16 protein-coding genes and 2 pseudogenes are annotated in these 19,061 nt (G+C 73.5%); 9 read left to right on the plus strand and 9 right to left on the minus strand.

The annotated features are described in order from the left end of the window. Positions 1-6: 6 nt before the first annotated feature. The 3 genes and pseudogenes from IH80_RS0114880 to IH80_RS0114890 form a co-directional block, all read right to left on the minus strand. Positions 7-2,775, minus strand: coding sequence for a helix-turn-helix transcriptional regulator (locus tag IH80_RS0114880; RefSeq protein ID WP_030960778.1), 2,769 nt, complete (start codon positions 2,773-2,775; stop codon positions 7-9). A 233-nt stretch (positions 2,776-3,008) separates the two neighbouring features. Further along, a pseudogene (locus tag IH80_RS39340) lies at positions 3,009-4,525 on the minus strand (S8 family serine peptidase). A gap of 457 nt (positions 4,526-4,982) precedes the next feature. Further along, positions 4,983-5,744 (minus strand): DUF1838 family protein, encoded by a 762-nt coding sequence (locus tag IH80_RS0114890; RefSeq protein WP_030960781.1) that lies wholly within the window; start codon positions 5,742-5,744, stop codon positions 4,983-4,985. Between the two features lie 213 nt (positions 5,745-5,957). Here IH80_RS0114890 and IH80_RS0114895 point away from each other — a divergent pair, with 213 nt between their 5' ends. The 3 genes from IH80_RS0114895 (at position 5,958) to IH80_RS0114905 (ending at position 8,403) form a co-directional block, all read left to right on the plus strand. Beyond that, positions 5,958-6,965, plus strand: a complete 1,008-nt coding sequence (locus IH80_RS0114895) for a DUF1996 domain-containing protein (RefSeq protein ID WP_030960782.1) — start codon at positions 5,958-5,960, stop codon at positions 6,963-6,965. Positions 6,966-7,063: 98 nt separating this feature from the next. After that, positions 7,064-7,675, plus strand: a complete 612-nt coding sequence (locus IH80_RS0114900; protein WP_030960784.1) for a sigma-70 family RNA polymerase sigma factor — start codon at positions 7,064-7,066, stop codon at positions 7,673-7,675. After that, complete coding sequence (locus IH80_RS0114905; RefSeq protein ID WP_030960785.1) at positions 7,672-8,403, plus strand: anti-sigma factor; 732 nt, start codon at positions 7,672-7,674, stop codon at positions 8,401-8,403. Before IH80_RS0114900 ends, IH80_RS0114905 begins: the two co-directional genes overlap by 4 nt. Before the next feature lie 411 nt (positions 8,404-8,814). Here IH80_RS0114905 and IH80_RS0114910 read toward each other — a convergent pair whose 3' ends face one another. Continuing rightward, positions 8,815-9,546 (minus strand): hypothetical protein, encoded by a 732-nt coding sequence (locus tag IH80_RS0114910; RefSeq protein ID WP_030848455.1) that lies wholly within the window; start codon positions 9,544-9,546, stop codon positions 8,815-8,817. Positions 9,547-9,974: 428 nt separating this feature from the next. On the opposite strand from IH80_RS0114910, the gene IH80_RS0114915 reads away from it, so the two are divergent. The 3 genes from IH80_RS0114915 (at position 9,975) to IH80_RS0114925 (ending at position 12,765) form a co-directional block, all read left to right on the plus strand. Next, positions 9,975-10,988 (plus strand): ATP-grasp domain-containing protein, encoded by a 1,014-nt coding sequence (locus tag IH80_RS0114915; RefSeq protein ID WP_078906533.1) that lies wholly within the window; start codon positions 9,975-9,977, stop codon positions 10,986-10,988. Continuing rightward, positions 10,985-11,785: an ATP-grasp domain-containing protein gene (locus IH80_RS0114920; RefSeq protein ID WP_030960789.1), complete on the plus strand. Its 801-nt coding sequence runs from the start codon at positions 10,985-10,987 to the stop codon at positions 11,783-11,785. The genes IH80_RS0114915 and IH80_RS0114920 overlap by 4 nt, the downstream gene beginning before the upstream one ends. A gap of 125 nt (positions 11,786-11,910) precedes the next feature. After that, positions 11,911-12,765 (plus strand): DMT family transporter, encoded by an 855-nt coding sequence (locus IH80_RS0114925; protein ID WP_030960791.1) that lies wholly within the window; start codon positions 11,911-11,913, stop codon positions 12,763-12,765. On the opposite strand, the gene IH80_RS0114930 is transcribed toward IH80_RS0114925, so the two are convergent. Then, positions 12,766-15,102 carry a bifunctional polysaccharide deacetylase/glycosyltransferase family 2 protein gene (locus IH80_RS0114930; protein ID WP_234432243.1) on the minus strand — a complete coding sequence of 779 codons (2,337 nt, stop codon included), beginning with the start codon at positions 15,100-15,102 and terminating at the stop codon, positions 12,766-12,768. An 81-nt stretch (positions 15,103-15,183) separates the two neighbouring features. Beyond that, a complete protein-coding gene (locus IH80_RS40845; RefSeq protein WP_158943472.1) occupies positions 15,184-15,729 on the minus strand; it encodes a hypothetical protein in 546 nt (181 codons plus the stop codon). Between the two features lie 247 nt (positions 15,730-15,976). Here IH80_RS40845 and IH80_RS45350 point away from each other — a divergent pair, with 247 nt between their 5' ends. After that, a complete protein-coding gene (locus IH80_RS45350; RefSeq protein ID WP_037880001.1) occupies positions 15,977-16,369 on the plus strand; it encodes a hypothetical protein in 393 nt (130 codons plus the stop codon). 117 nt (positions 16,370-16,486) lie between these two features. On the opposite strand, the pseudogene IH80_RS42305 reads toward IH80_RS45350, so the two are convergent. Then, positions 16,487-16,753: pseudogene (locus IH80_RS42305) on the minus strand (Asp/Glu racemase); the annotation flags it as partial. Between IH80_RS42305 and IH80_RS45355 the strand changes: the two are divergent. Further along, on the plus strand, positions 16,740-16,898 hold the full coding sequence (locus tag IH80_RS45355; RefSeq protein WP_199819266.1) for a hypothetical protein: 159 nt from the start codon (positions 16,740-16,742) through the stop codon (positions 16,896-16,898). The pseudogene IH80_RS42305 and the gene IH80_RS45355 overlap by 14 nt on opposite strands. A 27-nt stretch (positions 16,899-16,925) precedes the next feature. Here the strand turns inward: IH80_RS45355 and IH80_RS0114955 are convergent, their stop codons facing one another. Further along, the gene (locus tag IH80_RS0114955) at positions 16,926-17,249 is read right to left on the minus strand and encodes a hypothetical protein (protein ID WP_030960798.1); all 324 of its coding nucleotides are present in this window, start codon (positions 17,247-17,249) and stop codon (positions 16,926-16,928) included. Between the two features lie 147 nt (positions 17,250-17,396). Next, positions 17,397-18,467, minus strand: a complete 1,071-nt coding sequence (locus IH80_RS0114960; protein WP_234432244.1) for a DUF2330 domain-containing protein — start codon at positions 18,465-18,467, stop codon at positions 17,397-17,399. Between the two features lie 100 nt (positions 18,468-18,567). On the opposite strand from IH80_RS0114960, the gene IH80_RS0114965 reads away from it, so the two are divergent. Beyond that, positions 18,568-19,059 carry a hypothetical protein gene (locus tag IH80_RS0114965; RefSeq protein WP_158943474.1) on the plus strand — a complete coding sequence of 164 codons (492 nt, stop codon included), beginning with the start codon at positions 18,568-18,570 and terminating at the stop codon, positions 19,057-19,059. The last annotated feature ends 2 nt before the right edge of the window (positions 19,060-19,061 follow it).

Below are 19,061 nucleotides of genomic sequence, written 5' to 3' on the forward strand. Positions count from 1 at the left end.
AGCCGGTCACCGCGTGCGCAGCGCGGTGGCCAGCTGGGCCCGTGAGCGTACGTCGAGCTTCTGGTAGATGCGGGTCAGCCGGGCCTCGACGGTCTTGACGCTGAGGAACAGCTTCGCCGCGGCCTCCTGGTTGCTGGCGCCCTGGCTGACGAGCAGCGCGAGGCGGTTCTCGGCCTCGGTCAGCGTCGCGGCCGGGGAGGCCAGGGTGCCGGCCCCGTCGCCGGGAGCCGGTTCCCGGGCAAGTCCGGCCCACGGGCCGGCTCCGGCCCGCTCGAAGACCTCGGCCGCGGCCCGGAGCGCCGCGCGGGCCGGTGCCCGGCGCCGTCGGCGGCGCTCCACCCGGGCGAGGGCCAGCAGCGTACGGCCCCGCTCCAGCGGCAGCCGGAGGGCTTCGAAGCGCTGCGCCGTGTCCTCCAGCAGGCGGACGGCGGCGTCCGCGTCGCCCTGCGCGGACAGGCACAGGGCGGCGGCCCGGTCGAGGGCGGCGACGACGCCGGTACGGCCGAGCCCGAGGGCGACCGCACGGACGGGGGCGATCAGTTCGGCCGCTTCGCCGGGCGCGTCGGCGGCGATCAGGGCCTCGGCGAGCTCCCCGTGCCAGCGCAGGATCGAGGGGTCCACCACCTGCTGGGCGGCCTCCAGTTCGGCGACCTGGCGCAGGGTCGCGACCGCTTTCGCGGCCTCCCCCGTGGCGAGTTCGATCAGCCCGAGCGCGTGCAGGCTGCGGGAGAGGAAGACCTGGTCCTGCTCCTCCCGGGAGGCCTGGATGCCGCGACGGGCGTAGCTCTCGGCCCGCGCGAAGCTGCCGCCCATGGTCTCGGCCATGGCCGCCACGTACCAGGCGGGGCCGGGCGAGAGGCCCGCCTCGATGGTCAGTTCCAGGGCCCGGCGGGCGTGGGCCGAGGCGGCTTCGCAGCGGCCGCTGCGCAGTTCCACCTCGGTCAGGCTGCGCAGGACCTCGAAGACGTCCTCGGCCGAACCGGTGCGCCGGACGGCCGGCAGCAGCACCATCAGCTGGCGGCGGGCGTCGTCGAGGCGGTCGTCGAACAGGGCGTGCCGGACGGCGAGGTACTGCGGGGCGTTGCGCATGCCGAGCGGGACCTCGGGCGCGGGGAGGTCGAGTGCCTCGGCGAGGATCTCCTCGGCTCCCGCGTCGCCGAGGATGCGGCCCATGCGGGCCCGTACGGTCAGAGCCATGGCCTCGGCGGTCTGGTCGCCGCCCCGCGCGGCGAGGGCGCCGGCCGCGGCGGCGGCGTCACGGGAGCGGACGGGGTCGCCGTCGCTGAGGTTGTGCTTCCAGGCGATCCGCAGTTGGACGGCGGCCTGCAGTGCGGGGTCACCGGCGGCTTCGTCCATGGCGTACGCGAAGGTCTCGTCGAGCGTGCCGAGGGCCTGGCCCGCGGCGTCGATCACGGCGAGCCGGGCGCGCACCCGGTCGGCGGGCGAGGCGTCGCGGGCCAGGACGGCCCGGGAGGCGCGGCGTGCGAGGTCGGCGCGGCCGGCCCAGCCGGCGTCCTCGGCGGCGGTGACCAGGCGGGCCAGCTCCTCGCCGGCCAGCGAGGACGGGGTGCGTTCGGCGGCGAGCAGTCCCAGTTCGGCGGCGAGGGCGCGCTGGCCGCGGCTGCGGCAGACCGCGGCGGCCTCGGTGATCTCCGCGGCGAGCCCCTGGTCGGGGGTGTCGACGGCGAGCGCGCGGTGGCGTACGGCCTGGACGGGGTCGTCGACGGCGGCGGCCAGCGCCGCGTGCCCGGCGGCGCGTTCGGGCCAGCCCGCGTCGGCGGCGAGGGCGGTGGGCAGGGCGCCGGCGGTGAACTCGACGGTGCCGTCCTCGCCGACCCGGACCAGCGCGGCCCGTTCGGCCTCGGCCAGCTCCGCCTCGGCGTCGGGGCGGCCGGCCCGCCGCAGCAGGGAGACGGTGGGGCGGGAGGCGAGGGCGGCGAGCAGCAGGGTGCGCCGGGCCGGGGCGGGGGCTCCGGCGAGGAGGCGGCGGGCGACCTCGCGCGCCTGTCCGGAGACGGGCAGGGGGTCGGCGTGGTGGGCGCTGCAGTCGCGGGCCTCGGCGGCTTCGGCGAGGGAGTGGCCGAGGGCGAGGGCGAGCCGCGGGTTGCCGCCGCTGGCCTGGTGGATGCGGCCGGCGAGGCGGGCGGGGAGGCCGTGGCGCAGGAGGAGTTCGGCGACCTCGTCGGCGCCGAGCGGGGGCACCCGTACGGCAGGGACGCCGGGGCCGCAGAGGGGTTCGCCGGCCGGTGCTCCGCCCTGGACGCGTTCGGCGGCCAGGACGCGCACGCGGGGCGGGGTGAGGCGGAGGGCGAAGCGGAGCAGGTCGGTGCTCTCGGCGTCGAGCCACTGGGCGTTGTCGATGACGAGGAGGACGGGCTGGCGGGCGGCGAGGGTGCGGAGCACCTCGACGACGGCCAGGCGCAGGGCGACGTGGTCGCGGCCGGCGCGGGGGGCGTCGGCTTCCCGGCGCAGGAGCGCGATGGCGGTGCGCTGGGGGCCGGAGAGCTGTTCCAGGGCGGCGGGGGGCACGGAGGCGAGGAGGGCCGCGGCCGAGGCTTCGGGTATCCATTGGTCCGCGGCTTCGGGAGTGAGGCGGAGAACGCTCTCGTGGCGCGCTGCGGCCGCGGCCGCGACGGCGCGGACCACTTCGGTCTTGCCCGCACCGGCGGGTCCGGTCAGGAGCGCCCGGCCGTGCGTGGTCAGCGCGCGGTCGACCGCCTTGATCAGTTCTCCGTGTCCGACACTTGTGTCAGCGTGCCCCGTCGCCGCCACCACGCACAGCCACCAGCCTTCCAGTCCCCAGCCTGTGCCCTTCCTGTGAGAGGCGAGAATACGAGGTCGGACGGCAGGTGGACCCGGATTGTGACGCAGAATTCAGTCACTCGACGCAGAAAACCCGGCGGACCTGCCGATACCCGAAGTATCGGCAGGCCCGGGGATTCGCTTGGTCCGTACTATCGCTCCGTCAGGCGGAGTTGGTGCCGGACCCCGAGTCGGCGGGAACCGTCTCAGAAGGTGAGATTCCAGGAGTCGATCTTGCCGGTGTCGCCGCCGGCGTTGTCGTTGACCCGGAGCTTCCAGGTGCCGTTGGCGACCTCGGAGGAGGCGTTGACGGTGTAGACCTGGTTGATGTTGTGGCGGCGTCGGCGAGACCGGTGCCGCAGCCGCCGGTGCAGGTGCCGGCGAGCGGCCGCGCGTTGTTCTTGATCGCCGCTTCGATCTGGGCCGGGGTCAGCGCGGAGTTCGCCGACTTCAGCAGCGCGGCGAGGCCCGCGACGTGCGGGGCGGCCATGCTGGTGCCCTGGTAGGGCTTGTAGTTCTCGGCGCCCGGGGTGGTGGTACCGGCGTTCAGGGTCGAGAGGATGGCGTTCTCGGGGGTGGTGACGGTGCCGGGCGTGTCGGTGGCGCGGCGGGTCTCACCGCCCGGGGCGGCGACGTCGATGATCGCGCCGTAGTTGGAGTAGTACGAGCGGTCGCCGGAGCGGTTGCTGGCGGCCACGTTGATCACGTTGTTGCAGCTGGCGGGCGAGAAACCGGCCGCGTCGGCGTTGCTGTTGCCGGCGGCGACGACCACGGTCGTGCCGCGGGCGACGGCCGCGTTGATGGCGTTCTGGTAGCTGGTGCCGCAGGCGCCGGGGCCGCCGAGGCTCATGTTGATGACCTTGGCCGGGGTGGCGTTGGCCGGCACGCCGGCGACGGAGCCGCCGGAGGCCCAGGTGATGGCGTCGACGATGTCCGAGGTGGAACCGCCGCACTTGCCGAGCACGCGGACGGGCTGGATCTTCGCGCCGTAGGCGATGCCGGCGACACCCTTGGAGTTGTTCGTGGCCGCGGCGATGGTGCCCGCGACGTGGGTTCCGTGCCAGGACGAGTTGCTCGCCTTGGAGTTGAGGCCGCACTCACCGTCGGTGGCGTTCCAGTCGCCCTCGTCGGCGGGGTTGCTGTCGCGGCCGCCGCCGTCACGGGCGTAGGTGGCGCTGCTGATGAAGTCGTAGCCGGCGACGATGTTCGGCGCGAGGTCCGAGTGGGCGACGTAGCCGGTGTCGATCACGGCGACGGTGACGCCGGAGCCGGTGGTCTTGTCCCAGGCCGCGGGAACGTTCATGCCGGCGGTGGGCTCGAAGAGGTCCCACTGCTTGGCGTACTCGGTGTCGTTCGGGGTCACGGCCGTGGCGTAGGCACGGGTGTCGGGCTCGACGTAGGCGACGTCCGGGTCGGCGCGGAACTGCGCCATCACGTCGGCGGCCTCGGCCGGCGCGACGGTCCCGCCGAGGTTGACCAGCGCGGCACCGGTGCCCAGGCGGCGGTCGAACTTCGCCTTCTTGCCGGCCTTCTTCCCCTTGGCGGCGGCGTCGTCGGCGGCAGCGGTGTTGGAGCTGGCCTCCGTGGCGGAGGACTTGTATCCGACGATCAGGTTCTCGACAGGCGCCGTGGCGGCGACCGTGGCGGCGGGGGCCGTGGCGGGGTTCTCGACCGCCACGGCCACGGAGGCGGTCGCGGTGCCGGCGAGCAGGGTGACGGACATGGCCACCACGGATATGAGCCTGCGTCTCGTTGCGTGCACGTGATCCCTTTCGAGGGCCGTTCCCGGGCAGGCCGGAGCGGCCGGTCGGTGCAGTGTGGGGGTGGTTCCGGCGGCTGCGGGGCCGGGAGCGAGTTGGTCGGTCTCGCCCCGGCTGCCGCCGCACGCCACGTTGTCCCGGCCGCAACGGCGAGGCGGGGGCAACGGCGGTCCCGGCTCGCTTCCCCCGGTGGGAGGTCTACACGCCATGTGGGGTTGGAGTGTGTACCACCCGGCCTGGGGGAAGATCGCCGGTGGGCAGACAGTAGGCAACGCGGGGATGAACTGGATACGGGGAAAACCCTTGTCCGCCCCCCGCCACTCCCCTCGGGGGTCCCTCAGCAGGGGGTGTGATCAGGCCTTTTTCCGATGTGTGCCGGCCACGGGCGGCCGAGGGCCGGCCCGTGGCCGGGGGTGGTGCTCAGGACTCCTCCCGGTAGCGCGGGAAGAGCTTGCGGAAGTAGGTCCAGCTCGTCTCGTTCGGTTCGCTCCACTTCTCCGGTGCGTGTGCGAACTCGGGGTGGTGGTCGGCGACGTACGCGCGGGTGCGTTCGGGGACCTGGGCGTAGGCGTCCAGCTTGCGGCCGCGGCAGTGGAAGGTGAGGCCGCCGGGGCGCGCGCCCTGTTCCATCCAGGGCAGCCACGGGGACATGCGGGTCCAGGACATCGTCGCCGGAACGCTCACCTCGTCGGCGGTGAGGGCCGTCGCGGGTGCGAAGAACTGGAAGAGCTCCAGCGCCCGGTAGGTGTCGTCGGCCGAGTTGTCCGGGTACTCCTCGACCGGTAGCGGCGAGGGGTAGGCGAGCGGGATCTCCAGGCTGAAGCAGATCCGGTCGCCCAGTTCGGTGACGGGGACCGGGAACGGCCGCCACTTCTGGTTGGCGGGGTCGTTCCAGACGTGGACGACGGGTTTGTCCTGCCAGGTCTCCATGATCTCGCGGGTCACCGGGTCCAGGTAGAACGCGGCTTCCCGGGACAGCAGCCGGTAGCCGCCCTCCTCCTCGTCCGCCACGAGGCGCGCGACGTTGAGCCCTTCGAAGCCGAAGAGCCGGCGGTAGGGCTCGCCCGGTGCCCAGGAGTGGACGTCGCCGGTCCACCAGTAGGTGACCTCGCCGCCGTCGAGCCGGGCCCGGGTGCGGGCGAACGCGTGCAGGAGTTCGGCGGGGGTCGCGGCTGCTGTCATGCGCCCACTGTGGCCCGTCGGCACCGGCCGGACAAGCGGCTCCACGGACAACCCGGCCCGCTTCCGGGGTGGTTGGCCCTGCCGGGCGGCGCCGCCCTGGAGCGTACGGACGGGGGCGCGGACGGGCGCGCGGAGGAACGTACGAACGGGCGCGGCGACCGTCATGCGGATGCCAGGTTGACGCCGGGGTCGCCACCGGTAACCGTGACCGCCATGTGGAAAGAACGCCGACTGCTCGCTCTCGTCATCTGCCTGGTCCTGGGCGGTGGGGTGACCGCCGCGGTGGTGGGTGTCTCGCGCTCCGCCGGTCCGCACGCGGTGGCGACGGCCGGCGGCCCGGCGCCCTCCGACTACGTGGACATACGCGACGTTCCCCCTGCCCCATCCGTCGCTCCCGCCACGCCCGCCGACCCGGGCGGCGGATCGCCGGGGTCGCTGGTGGTGGACTGCGGCCGCAACGAGCGCATGCACTACAACGAGGACAACCTGGTGGTGTCGCCCGGCCTGCGGTCCGGCGCCCACCACACGCACTCCTACGTCGGCAACCTGTCCACCGACGCGATGTCGACCGACGACTCGCTGGCCGCCGCCGCCACGAGCTGCGCGGGCGGCGACCGGTCGACGTACTACTGGCCCGTCCTGCGCCGCCTGGACCGGCCGGGCACCCGCCCGCACGAGAGGTCCGCCGGGCACGGCAACGTCGGCGAGATCGTGCCCGAGGCCACGGTCCGGGTCGAGTTCCGGGGCAACCCGGTGAGCAAGGTCGTGGCGATGCCGCCCTTCCTGCGCGCGATGACGGGCGACGCGGTCGCCGGCACCGCGCGCAGCGACGCCCACGTCCGCGCCCGCTGGGGGTGCTCCGGCTCCCCCGACCGCTTGACCACCCGCTACCCGCGCTGCCCCGAGGGCGACCGCGTCACCCGTACCCTGATCTTCCCGAGCTGCTGGAACGGCCTCGACACCGCGAGCGCCGGGCACCGCTCGCACCTGCTGTTCCCCGGGGGCAACGGGGTCTGCCCCACCGACACCTTCCCGGTGCCCGAGTTGCGCGTCTTCCTCGCCCATGAGGTCCCCGCGGGCGTGCCGGTGGCGATCGACTCCTTCCCCGAGCAGCGGCACAGCCCCAGGACGGACCACGCGATGTTCGTCAACGCGATGACCGGGCCTCAGATGGCCGCGGTCGTCGACTGTCTGAACGAGGGCCGCGCCTGCCGGACGTGAACCCCCGCACCTCGCGTGACGCAGGTCACATGAACCGTATCGGCTCCTCCGGCGTGTTCCGACCGCACCACGCAAGCGAGGAAGACGGAGAGGGTGAGATGGCCGGACCACTGTGGCCCCGCACTCGGCGGGGCTCGACCGACGAGGCACTGATCAAGTCCGTGTACGAGGAGCACGGCCACGCCCTGCTCGCGTACGCCACCCGGCTGACCGGGGACCGGGCCGCTGCCGAGGACGTCGTGCAGGAGACCCTGATACGTGCCTGGCGGCACTCCGAGGTCCTCGTGAACGGAAAGGGCTCGGTGCGCGGCTGGCTGCTCACCGTGGCCCGTAACATCATCACCGACCGGTACCGGGCCAGGGCCGCCCGGCCACCCGAGGTGTCCGGTTCGGCGGCCGCTCCCCCGGTGGAGGCGGACCACGCCGACTCCGTGGTGGACAGCATGACGGTGCTGGGGGCCCTCGACCGGCTGTCCCCGGAACACCGGGACGTGCTGAAGGAGTTGTACTACCGGCAGCTCAGCGTGGCGGAGGCCGCCGACACCCTCGGTATCCCGGCGGGTACGGTCAAGTCGCGCTCGCACTACGCGCTCAAGGCCCTGCGCGACGTCTTCAGGGACGACGGCTTCCGGGAGGGCGGCACAAGAGACCGAAAACGAACGGGCAGGCCGCCCCAGCAGCCGGCCGGACTGCGTGAGGTGGTGGCATGAACCGGCAGCGGCACGAGGAGGAACTGCTCGGCCCGTACGTGCTCGGCGTCCTGGACGGCGAGGAGGTCCGCCGGGTCGAGGGACACATGAGCGGGTGCGTGCAGTGCCGGGAGGAGGTGGCCGCGTTGCGCGAGATGGAGGCGGCACTGGGCGAGGTGCCCGAGGAGGCGTTCCTCGACGGACCGCCACAGGGTGGTGACCTGCTGCTCCAGCGCACTCTGCGGCAGATGCGGGGCGAGCGTGCCGGTGCCGCACGCCGTCGTGCGGGGATCACGGGCCTGGCGGTGGCTGCCTCACTGGCCGCCGTGTTCTGGGCCGGTACGCAGCTGGGTGCGGGCGATCCGGACCCCGTCGCACTGCCCGTACCGCCGTCGCCGACCGCTTCGGCGGACCCCTCTCCCCCGCCGAAGGGGACGACGCTGCACTCCGCGACCGATGCGGGCAGCGGTGCGCGGATGACCGTACAGATGACCCCGGCCACCAAGTGGGTGCGGTTGCGGGCGGCGGTCACGGGAGTGCCGCAAGGTGAGCGCTGCCGGCTGATCGTGGTCTCCAAGGACGGCAAGCGCACCACCGCGGGCAGCTGGGTCGTGGGCAGCCAGGAGAACGGCGAGGCCAAGGGAGCCGGGCTGGACGGTTCGGCGGCCGTGGACCGGTCGGACGTCAAGGCGGTCCTGGTCGAGAACGAGTCCGGCAGGACCTTCGTGTCCGTCCCCGTGACCGTCTGACCGTGTGACCTCGCGGCGGACGTGACGGAGCCCGGGAGCATATCCAGCTCCCGGGCTCCTGTTTGCCACCCAATTGCGCACACCGGCACGTTTAAGAGTCGCGGATCATTCTGAGATCGACGTGTTCTACCTTTGAACTACCGCGCCATGCAAGAGGCGCAGGAGGGACTTGAACCCCCGTCCATCGATGGTCGTCCACGCTCGGTCGATCCGGTGTTCGGCGGCGAATACTGAGACTGGAGCGAGAATCTGAGATTCAAGGGGCCGCCTCTACCGACTTGGGCCACCCCGGCACGCAATGCCGGGGGAGGGATTCGAACCCCCAACTGACACCCCTGTTTCAGCTTCAACATCAGTTTCAGCTTGCGCTCTCGCGCACCTCCCGCAGACATACGGGAGGGGTTTGTGAGGCTACCTGAACAGGTAGCCGAACACCGCGTCTCCGACCCGCTGGTCGGTGACCTCGGCGCTGTTGGCCTCCTCACGGGCGTACTTCACGGCCTGCTGGAGCTTCTCTACGCGGTCGAGCAGCTCGTTGACCCGCCGGGCGGGAAGCGCGCCGGAGAACTTCACGGTGGTCCAGTACCCGACCGGCACGTCCTCGTAGTACACCTCGACCTGGGCCGGGTGCTTCTCGGTGGCCTCGGCCTTGACGTGGTTGCGCGGCACCTTCTTGGTGCGGATCGTGCGCACCGGGTCCGTCTTCCAGGAGTCCGTGGACGGGTCCAGGTTCCAGGACTCGGAGGCGTCCAGCACCGGCAGCTTGCGCACGAACGTGTGCAGGTCCGTGAGCTGCTTCTCCAGGAAGAGCAGGTACGGCACGGGCACCTGCGCCAACAGGACGTTGCCGTCGACGACCACGTCCGCGGCCGCACTGCGGTTCGCCCAGTCCTTGGTCGCGGTCACGTCGAAGAGCCGCGTGAGCGTCCCGGCCGTCGCGCGCAGCACGTCCTCCGCCTTGACCTGCACCCGGGTGGACTCGGGAGGCAGTTGCTCGCCCTCCTCGTCCTTGGGCTGGTACGTCCGCGAGATACCGGCCAGCAGGGCGGGCTTCTGCACGTCGTGGTGAGCCTGGGTGAGCTCCTGGAGGGACTTGGACTTGACGCCCTTTTCGACTGCGATGATCTGATTCAGCTTCGGCACGTCAGCAACCTAGCAGCCGCTTGTCCGATCATTCACCCGGATTTCCGGCCCGCCCGCCCGGTCCAGGATCCGGCGCATGTCCTCGGGCGGGAGCGGTCCGGGCGGGCCGGTACGGCCTCGACGACCTGCCGCGGCAGTACGGCGCGCCCCGGAACCGGGCGGCGCGCGCACTCGTCCTCCTGGCCGAGCAGCCGCAGCACGTCCGCCAGTGCCTCTGTTGACCGCTGCCGCGCGCGACCGACTCGTCCACCGGTCGCACATGTCCCGTACGCCCCCCGCCGAACCGGAACGGACGCCCAACAAGGAGGTCGGAGGGTCGCATGGAAGCCCACAGGCGGACCGATCATCACATTGCGGTCCATGACATCCTGTGACGTCACAACTCGCCGGGCGGATTCGGCGGACGTCCGGGATTTTGGGGAAGGTCGATGAGGCTCTGCTTCCTGGTGGAGGAGCACTACCGCCACGACGGTATGCCGAACGAGGTGATCCGACAGCTGACCGCGTGGGGGCACCGCGTGGACGTCGTGCGGCCCGGCGGCTCGCTGCTGCGGATGACCGAGGTGGTGGACACGGGTGCGCACGACGCCTGGGTGCTCAAGACGGTGTCGGGCGGCCCGGGGCTGACCCTCCTCGAAGCCGCCGCCGCAGCCGGGCTGACCACCGTCAACGACGCCCGCTCGATCCGCGGCGTACGGGACAAGGCGCTGGCCGCCGCCATCGGGTGCGGCCGCGGCCTCCCGCTGCCGCCCACGTACGCCGTCGCCCGCCCCGAGTCGCTCAGGGAGATACCGGCGGCCGAGTACCCGCTCGTCGTCAAGCCCGCCGACGGCAGCTCCGGACGGGCGGTGCACCTGGTGTCCTCGCCCGAGCGGCTGGAGACGCTGCTGCCCGTGCTCGTGGGAGAGGGCATGCTCATCGCTCAGCCGTACGTACCCAACTCGGGCACGGACATCAAGGTGTACGCGGTCGGCGGGGAGCTGTTCGCGACCGAGCGGTGCTCCCCGCTGCACCCCGACCCCTCGGTCCGCGAGCGCCGCGTACCGCTGTCGTCCGAGGTCGCCGCCATCGCCGCCCAGGTGGGGGCGGTCTACGGGCTCGACCTGTACGGGGTGGACGTGCTATTGGGTCCCGACGGACCGGTGGTCGTCGACGTCAACGACTTCCCGAGCTTCCGGCAGGTGCCGGACGCTGCGGCACGGGTGGCCCGCGCCGTACTGGGGCTGGCGCGGGCCGGCGGCGCCCCCGCGACGGCCGCGCCCGCGACTGCGACTGCGACTGCGACTGCGACTGCGACTGCGACTGCGACTGCGACAACGGCAACGGCAACGGCACCCGTGACGACGACGGCGCCCGTGACGCTCCCGTACACGCTCCCCCTGTCGATCCCGGCCCAGTCAGCACCGGCGCAGGTCTCCGCCGCGGCGGGTGACACCGTATGAGGATCGGCCTGATCACTCCGGAGCCCGGGCACCCGCTGCTGGCGGACACGACCGCACTCCTCGCCCCGGAGCACGAGGTCGAAGCCCTCGACCCGGCAGCCGTCGGCCACGCACCGGCGCCCCTGGCCGACGTGTACCTGCTGAAGTCGCGCACGCCGCACGCGCTGGAACTCGCGCGGCACCTGGAGCGGAGGGGGGCACCGGTGGTCAACACCGCGGCGGCCACCGCACTGTGCCAGGACCGCACGGAGATGGCCGGGCTCGCCCTGCGGGCCGGTCTGCCGTTCGCGGCGACCCGTACCGTCGGCGCCCTGGGGGCGTGGGCGAGCACGGCACGGCCGTCAGCCCCCGTGGTGGTCAAGAGCCGGCTCAGCCGGCGCGGCGACCTCGTCGCCCGTGCCGACGACACCGCGGGCCTGCGGGAGTTGGCACGGGAGTGGCCGCAGGAGCCGGTCGTGGTGCAGCCGTACGGGCCCAACAACGGGTGGGACCACAAACTGTGGGCCATCGGCGACCGGGTCTTCTCGGCCCTGCGCCGCTCCGAGCTCTCACCCGGCGGACGCGGGCCGACGTGCCCACTCGCCCCCGGCGAACTCCCCGACGGCTGGGCCGATCTGGTGCGGCGGGTCGGAGCGGTGTTCGCGCTGGACGTCTACGGCGTGGACATCATCGACACCGGGGGCGGGACGCCCCTGATTGTGGACGTCAACGCCTTCCCCGGCATCCGCGGCCAGTCCGGCGCCCCGGAGGCCCTCGCCGCCCTGGCCCTGCAGCGGGCGGCGGCCGGCCGCGCCTGACACGGCTCCCCGGCAGGTCCGGACGACGGCTCCCCGGCAGGTCCGGACGGGGGAATGCGGGCGCCGCGGCGCCCGCGGCCCGTGTCGCGGCACGGCCGGGCGGCGAGCGCGGTGAGGATCGGGGCATGGGCGTCGTCCTGCCGGTCCTCTTCGCGCTGTTCGCGGCCTTCAGCAACGCGCTGGCCACCGTGCTCCAGCGGCGGGCCGCACTCACCGTGCCGCAGAGCGGGGGCTTCCGCCCCGGTCTGATCCTGGACCTGCTGCGCCGGCCCGTGTGGGTCGCGGGCATCCTGGCCGTGATCGCCGCCGGGGCGGGGCAGGCCGCGGCGCTGGCCACGGGCGCGCTGGCCCTCGTACAGCCGCTCTTCGTGCTGGAACTGCCGCTCGCCCTGCTGATCGCCTCCCTGCTGATCCGGCAGCGACTGCCGGGGGCGCTGTGGCTCGCCGTGGCGGGGGTGGTGGCGGGGCTCGGGGTCGCGCTGGTGGCCGCCTCGCCGGCGGGCAACCGGACCGACGTACCGGCCGAACGGTGGGTGCTGACGCTGCCCGCCTGCGCGGTGGTCGTCGCGCTGCTCGCCCTCGCCGGCCTGCGACGGCCGCCCGGGCGCTCGCGGGCCGGCTGCCTCGGCGCCGCCACCGCCGTCTGCTACGCGCTCACGGCCGCCCTGATGAAGACCTCCGTGCACGCCCTCGACGAACACGGCATCGCCGCGTTCTTCACGGCGTGGGAGACGTACGCCTTCGGCGCGAGCGGCATCTGCGCCCTGCTGCTGCTCGAGCACGCCATGCAGGGGGGGCCGCTGGTGGCCTCGCAGCCCGCCCTGACCCTCGGCGACGCGACCATCAGCATCGCGCTGGGGGTGGTCCTGTACGAGGAACACCTGCGCTCGGGCTGGTGGTTGCTCCCCCAGCTCCTGGGCGTGTCCCTCGTCTGCGCCGGCGTCTTCGCCCTGGCCCGGGCGGGCCAGGACGCGCCGTGACTACAGGCCCGGCTGCCCCTGCTGCGAGGGCCAGATGTGGTTCTGCGGGCCCGGCGCCGCGGGGTGCGGCCCCCAGGAGGGGTCCGTGGCGTAGCCCCCGTACGGGGCGGCCGCATCGGCCCGGGGGCCGGCGGCCGACGGGGCTGCGGAGACGTGGAGCGGCTCGGCGCTCGGCGCGGTAGGAGCCCCGGCGAGGGGTTCGGAGGGAGCGACCGGCACCTGGAGACTGCCGTAACGCTCCATCCGCTGCCAGCGCAGCCGGGAGCCGGCGACGGCGGTGAAGACGGACTGGATCACGACCAGGTACATCAGCTGGCGGTAGACGAACTGCTGGAGCGGCAGACTCCACAGCGGCCCGGGCCGCTCCCCGTCCAGGCGGAAGGCGTACAGCCCCATCAGGACCTGGAGCAGCAGGAAGGCCGTCCACAGGCCGACGATGCGCAAGGGGTCGAGGAAGACCAGGCCGTAGACGGCGAAGACGTCCACGACGGGTGCGAGCAGCGGCAGCAGGACCTGGAACATCAGGAGGTAGACCAGGCCCCGCCGGCCGAGCTTGCCGGCCTGTCCTCGCTGGGCGAGGGCGCCGCGGTGCTTCCACATGGCCTGGAGGGTGCCGTAGCACCACCGGTAGCGCTGCTTCCACAGCGCGCCGAGCGAGGCGGGGGCTTCGGTCCAGGCCTTGGCCCGCTCCTCGTAGACCACGCGCCAGCCGTCCCGGCACAGGGCCATGGTGAGATCGGTGTCCTCGGCCAGGGTGGTGTCGCTGACGCCGCCGACCCGCAGCAGGGCCTCGCGGCGGAACGCGCCGACCGCGCCGGGCACGGTGGGCATGCACTCGGCGAGGTCGAACAGGCGGCGGTCGAGGTTGAACCCGACGACGTATTCGATGTGCTGCCAGCGGCCGAGCAGGCCACCCCGGTTGACCACCTTGGCGTTGCCGGAGACCGCACCCACACGGCGGTGGGCGAAGGGCTGGACGATCATGCGGACCGCGTCGGGTTCGAAGACGGTGTCACCGTCGACCATGACGAGGAGGTTGCAGGAGGCCGCCGCGATCCCCGTGTTGAGGGCGGCGGGCTTGCCGGCGTTCTGCTGCCGGATGACCCGTACCCCCGGCAGCCGGAGCCGCTCGACGATGTCGGCCGTGCCGTCCGTGGAACCGTCGTCGACCACGATGACCTCCACCGGGTGGTCGGACGCGAGCAGGGAGCGGACCGCCGCCTCGATCCCGGCGCTCTCGTTGTACGCGGGGACGATCACGCTCACCGGCTCGGTGACCGGAGCGCCCCAGGGCCTGCGCCGCATCCGCACGTGCCGCCGGGCGGCGACGAACACGGCGATCGCACGGAACAGGGCGATCGCGCCCGCCGCCCACAGCAGCCATGACAACAGGTCGAGGATCCGGCTGCTGGCGCCCATCGCGGTGATCAGCGCCAGGCCCTGCCATCGGTCCGCGGTGCCGGCGTTCTGTGCGGGGGCCGGGAGGGAGACCGCGTCACCCACGGTGGCGAACTTCCAGCCGGACGCCTTCAGTCGTGGCACGAGCTGTTCGAGCGCGGTGATCGTCTGCGTGCGGTCCCCGCCCGCGTCGTGCAGCAGCACGATGTGCCCGGCGGAGTCCGAGGGGGTGGCGGCGGCGACGATCGCCTCGACGCCGGGGCGTCGCCAGTCCTGGCTGTCCAGGGTCGTCAGGACGGTCAGGTATCCCTCCTGCCCGGCCTGGACGGCGGCGTTCCAGTCGGCGTCGCCCAGCGCCTTGTTGGTGGAGGAGTAGGGCGGGCGCAGCAGGGGCGTGGTGACCCCGGTGGCGCCGGCGATGACGAGCTGGGTCTCGCGCAGCTCCAGGGAACGACGCCAGGCGGACGCGGTGCCGAGGTCGGTGTGGGTGAAGCTGTGCAGGCCGATCTGGTGTCCCTCGGCGACGATGCGGCGGGCCAGGTCCGGGTTCTCGGCGACGCGGGTGCCGACCGTGAAGAAGGTCGCGTGCACGTCGTTGCGGCGCAGCACGTCGAGGATCTTCGGGGTCCAGACGGGGTCGGGGCCGTCGTCGAAGGTCAGGGCGATCGTGCGGGGCGCCGGAGTGGCGGTGCGGCCGGCCGCCCCTTCGATCACAGGGCCGCCGGAGCTGATCGCGGCCGGTACGGACGCTCCTTCGGTCTGCCCGCGGGGAGCCCCGTCGGGGCGCTCGTCGAACAGGTGCTGGGTGTAGCCCTCGAGGAGCAGCGCCGCCGAGAGCGTGAGCACCAGGGTGGTGAGCAGGAGCCAGTGGGTACGCAGGGGGACGTTGCGTACGGAGGTGTGCCTGCCGTGCGAGCGGCGACGGCGGTTCTTCGACACGGGGGTGGTGTTTCCTGCCTGCTGCGTCGGGTGGTGCGGTGCGTGCGTGAGGTGCGGACGGCGTCGGCCGGGCCGCCGGGGTCAGGGGCGGCCGGTGGGCTTTCCGCCGCCCTGGCCGGGCGGCGTGGTGAAGCGGCCGCGGCCGCCGCCGGGGGACGGCTGGCCCGGATCCGCCGGTCCGGTGGTGGTCCTCGTCGGACCCGGTCCCGTGACGGGTGATTTGGTGACGGTCCCGGATGTGGCGGCCGGTGCGGGAGCGCTGGGCCGCGCGGCGGCCGGAGTGACCCGGGGGCCCGCGCCCGCCGTGCCGCGCGGGGACGGGCCCGCCGTCGCGCCCTTGGCCGGCTCCCCCGGCGCCGGGGTCTGCGGGGCCTGGGCGGAGGGGAGGAAGGGCGATCGGAAGGTGGGGCCGCCCATCAGCGTGCTCAGGAGCAGGATGACGTAGGCGGCGGCCGGTATCACCAGCAGGCAGCCCCATCGGCGCACGCGGCGCTGCCTGCGCCCCGAACCGTCCACGAACACGGGGGCCTCGGCGGCGGGCGGGACCTGCGGGCCCTGGGCCGCTCCGACGTCACCGAGGAAGAGCTCCATCGTGTCTTCGTCCGGGGCTCCGGGTGAGGGGTGCATGCGGCGTGGCCTCTGGGGATCGGGCGACGGGTGTCGGCGGTCGGACAGGATCACGGTCGTCGGGAGGCGACCCGTGCCCTTCAGCGCTGGAGCCGCCGCTGGTGTCACTCCCCGGAGTGCGAATCGGGTCCTTTCCCCACGTTGCGGTACGGCGGGGGGCGCGCGGCAGGATCCGGTGCGCCCCTCTGGGCTACGATCGGCCGACCCGGAGGACGGACGGACCGTGCGGGGACGGTGGGTGGTGGGTGTGGGTCACAGGGGCGGAGTCCCGGGCGCGGTGGTCGTGGCGCTGGCCGGCGCGCTGACGCTGGGCGGGTGCTCGGGCGGACCGGCCGGGGCCGAACCCGCCCCGTCGGCACCGGCGACGGCCCCGCCCGTCCCCTCCCCCTCGGAGCCGGCGACCGCGCAGCCGTCCGCCCCGCCCCCGACGCCGGCCGCGGAGCCGAGGCCTTCGGTCACCGGCGGGCCGGCGCCCGAGCGGACCGCGGCGGGCACCCCGGCCGTCCCGCAGAACCCGAACCGGGGCCCGACCCCGCCACCGGCGCCCGACCGGCCGCCGCTGCCGACCTGGAAGCCCACCCCCTTCGACCCGAAGGACCCGTCGATCCCGAACTACACGGTGCCTCCGCCGATGCGTTAGTCCCTGCCTGTCGCGCCCCGGGACGCTCCGGGCCACGGGGTCCGCGTAGGGGCCGGAGAGCAGGTGGCCCGCGGCCGGGGCGACGGCGTCCAGGTCCAGGGCCCGGAGCATCTGGTGGGCGGTGCAGACCGCCGCGGACACGACCGGCCTGCCCAGGAGCTGTTCGGCTTCCTCGATGGCGCCCAGGGACGGCATCTGCACGCACGCCGAGAGGACGACCGCGTCCGCATCCGCGCGGTCCGGCGCGCGTGCGAGGCCCGGCAGCCGGGCCGGGTCGTGGGCGGCGACGTCGAGGTTGTCCGGGATCTCCAGGGCCTCGTAGTCGAGTACCTCGATCCCTTCGTGGGTGAGGTAGTCCACGACGGTCCGGGTGAGCGGCCGCATTCTGTCCCTCACCAGCGCCGACGGCGAGCGCCAACTGGAGCTCGCCGTCAACGTCTACGACCTCGGCGCGGACCCGAGGAAGGAGCGGCCCGTCCCGGACACCGACGCCCCGGGACGGGCGCGGACCGCGGTCATGTGCGACTGAGCGGCGGCACGCCGCCCGTCACGGGCCTCACTTGCCGAGGATGTCGCCCGTCCACCGGCCGGTCGCACCCTGCATCAGGGCCTCGTTGCTCATGATCTGGGTGCCCGGCAGGGCCGCCATGCCGATGTCGCCGGTCGGCGCGGTGCCGTTGTAGGAGCCGACCGTGTTGTCGCGGCCGGCGTTGAAGACGTCGTCGCCCGCGACCTGGGTCTGGTCGCCGAAGACGATCGAGTAGGTGTTGCTGATCGGTGCGTAGACGGCGAAGGTGTCGTCGGCGGAGGCGGCGGACGCGCCCGCCAGGAGGATGCCGCCGGCGGCGAGAGCGGTCAGGGCGCAACGGATCGATCGCACGAGTACTGCCTTTCGTGGAGGATGCAGGAAGCAGTGCGAACGTAGAGCGCTCCGTGCGGCAGGAGCCCGTAGCCGCCGTCGTACGGCCCGAGTCCATCCGTACGGCGCAGCCTCCCGGACCGACACGCGGCCGGTCCGGTGCGCTCCTCAGGCGGTGGGCCCGGCGGCCCGGCGGAGACGGCGGAGGGTCAGTGCGTAGGCGGCCGACGCGATCGCGGCGACGGCCGCACCGACCGTCAGGAGCCAGACCGGGATGCCGTCGCCCACCGTGAGCAGCTCGTCGCGGTAGACGGCACGACGGTACGGGGTGTCCTTCGGCGTCGCGCGCAGTTCGTGGTCGGCGTCGATGCGGCCCGGCTCGGGGAACTCCTGCTCGATCGCCGTGAGGAACACCGGCTTGCCGTCGGCGAGGTCGGCGAGCGGGCCGGCCTTCGGCTCGACGGTGCCCGCGAAGGTCACCTTCGGTGCGGAGCCGCCGATCCGGGTGGCGGGTTCCATGCGGTGGTCCGCGAGGACGTACAGGCCGAGCGACTGCGGTGTCCTGGCCATGCGGGACAGCCGCATCGGGTAGACCAGCCGGTCACTGTCGAAACGGATCTTCAGCGGGTCGAGGTCGCCGCGGAGCACCTTGCCCTGTCCGCCGCGCGGGGCGAGGCGGACCGCCACGTACTCCCAGTGCTGGTCGACGTACGGCTTGACCTCGGTGGCGAGGCGGTCGGGGAGCTGGAAGCCGTTGCTCTCCAGCCAGTTCTTCAGCGCGTCCGGGTCGGTGGCGGTGAGCCGGGCGACGTCGAAGTCGCCGAGCTGCTCGCGGCCGACCACGCCGACGGGGGGCGCGGCGCCGGGTGCCGGGGCGCCCGCGCTGTCGCCCGCGCCGGACGAGAAGGGCCAGTCCCCGCTGCGCGGCCAGAAGTGGCTGCGGGTCTTCCGCTCGGGGCGGGTCAGCTCGCGCAGCTCGTCGAACATGTCGCCGTCGCCCAGCTCCACCGTGGCGCGGCCCGGCACCGGCATGATCCAGGCCGCCCGCTGTGCGTTCCCGCCGACGGTGAAACGCATGACGATCTGTTCCGTGCGGCCGTCCCAGCGCACGACGGAGGTCTCGCGGTCGACGCCGATGCGGGACTGGCCGTCGGGGATCATCGCCCCGCAGCCGCAGGCGTAGGCGGGGCTGATGAGGGAGCCCACCTGGGTCGCGAGCAGGGCGAACAGTAGAAACATGATCCTTCGTTTCATCCACACGGGGCTTCAGACGGCCGACCGTGTGATCCGGTTCCGCCCCCTCTCGCTGCTCGATCCGCCCTGGCCCATACTGTGGCGCATGAGGGGGAGTGAGAAGCAGGCGCAGGTTCTGCGCAGCCCGATGGTTCCGGACTCCGTGGTGGCGGAGATCGCGCGGCACGACTGGGAGCGCATCGAGTGCGGCTGCGGCCGTTCCGCGGGCCATCTCGTGGACGCCGTACGCGACGCCGCCGAGGGGCATCCCGCGGCCTTCCACGCGCTGGAGGGCCATGTCTTCTTCGCGCAGCACCTGAAGCCGCCGGCGCCGGCGGTGTGCGCCGTGCTGATGGCGGTGTGGTCGGCGCGGCCGCCCCGGCACGCGACCCGCGAGGCGCTGCTGTGGACCCTGCTGGCCCTGCTGTGCACGGTGGACGACGGCGGGACCCACGAGGCCGGGCTGCACGGCCAGTGCGCCGCCTTCATCCGCACCGGTGTGGACGGTTTCCGCCGGGAGCTGGCCGCCGTGCCGGGGTCCGGGACGGCGGCGTACGCGGAGGGCATCCTGGAGATCCTCGGCCTGCCGTCGTCCTGACG

The sequence above is a fragment of the Streptomyces sp. NRRL S-378 genome, assembly GCF_000720645.1.
GTDB lineage: Bacteria > Actinomycetota > Actinomycetes > Streptomycetales > Streptomycetaceae > Streptomyces.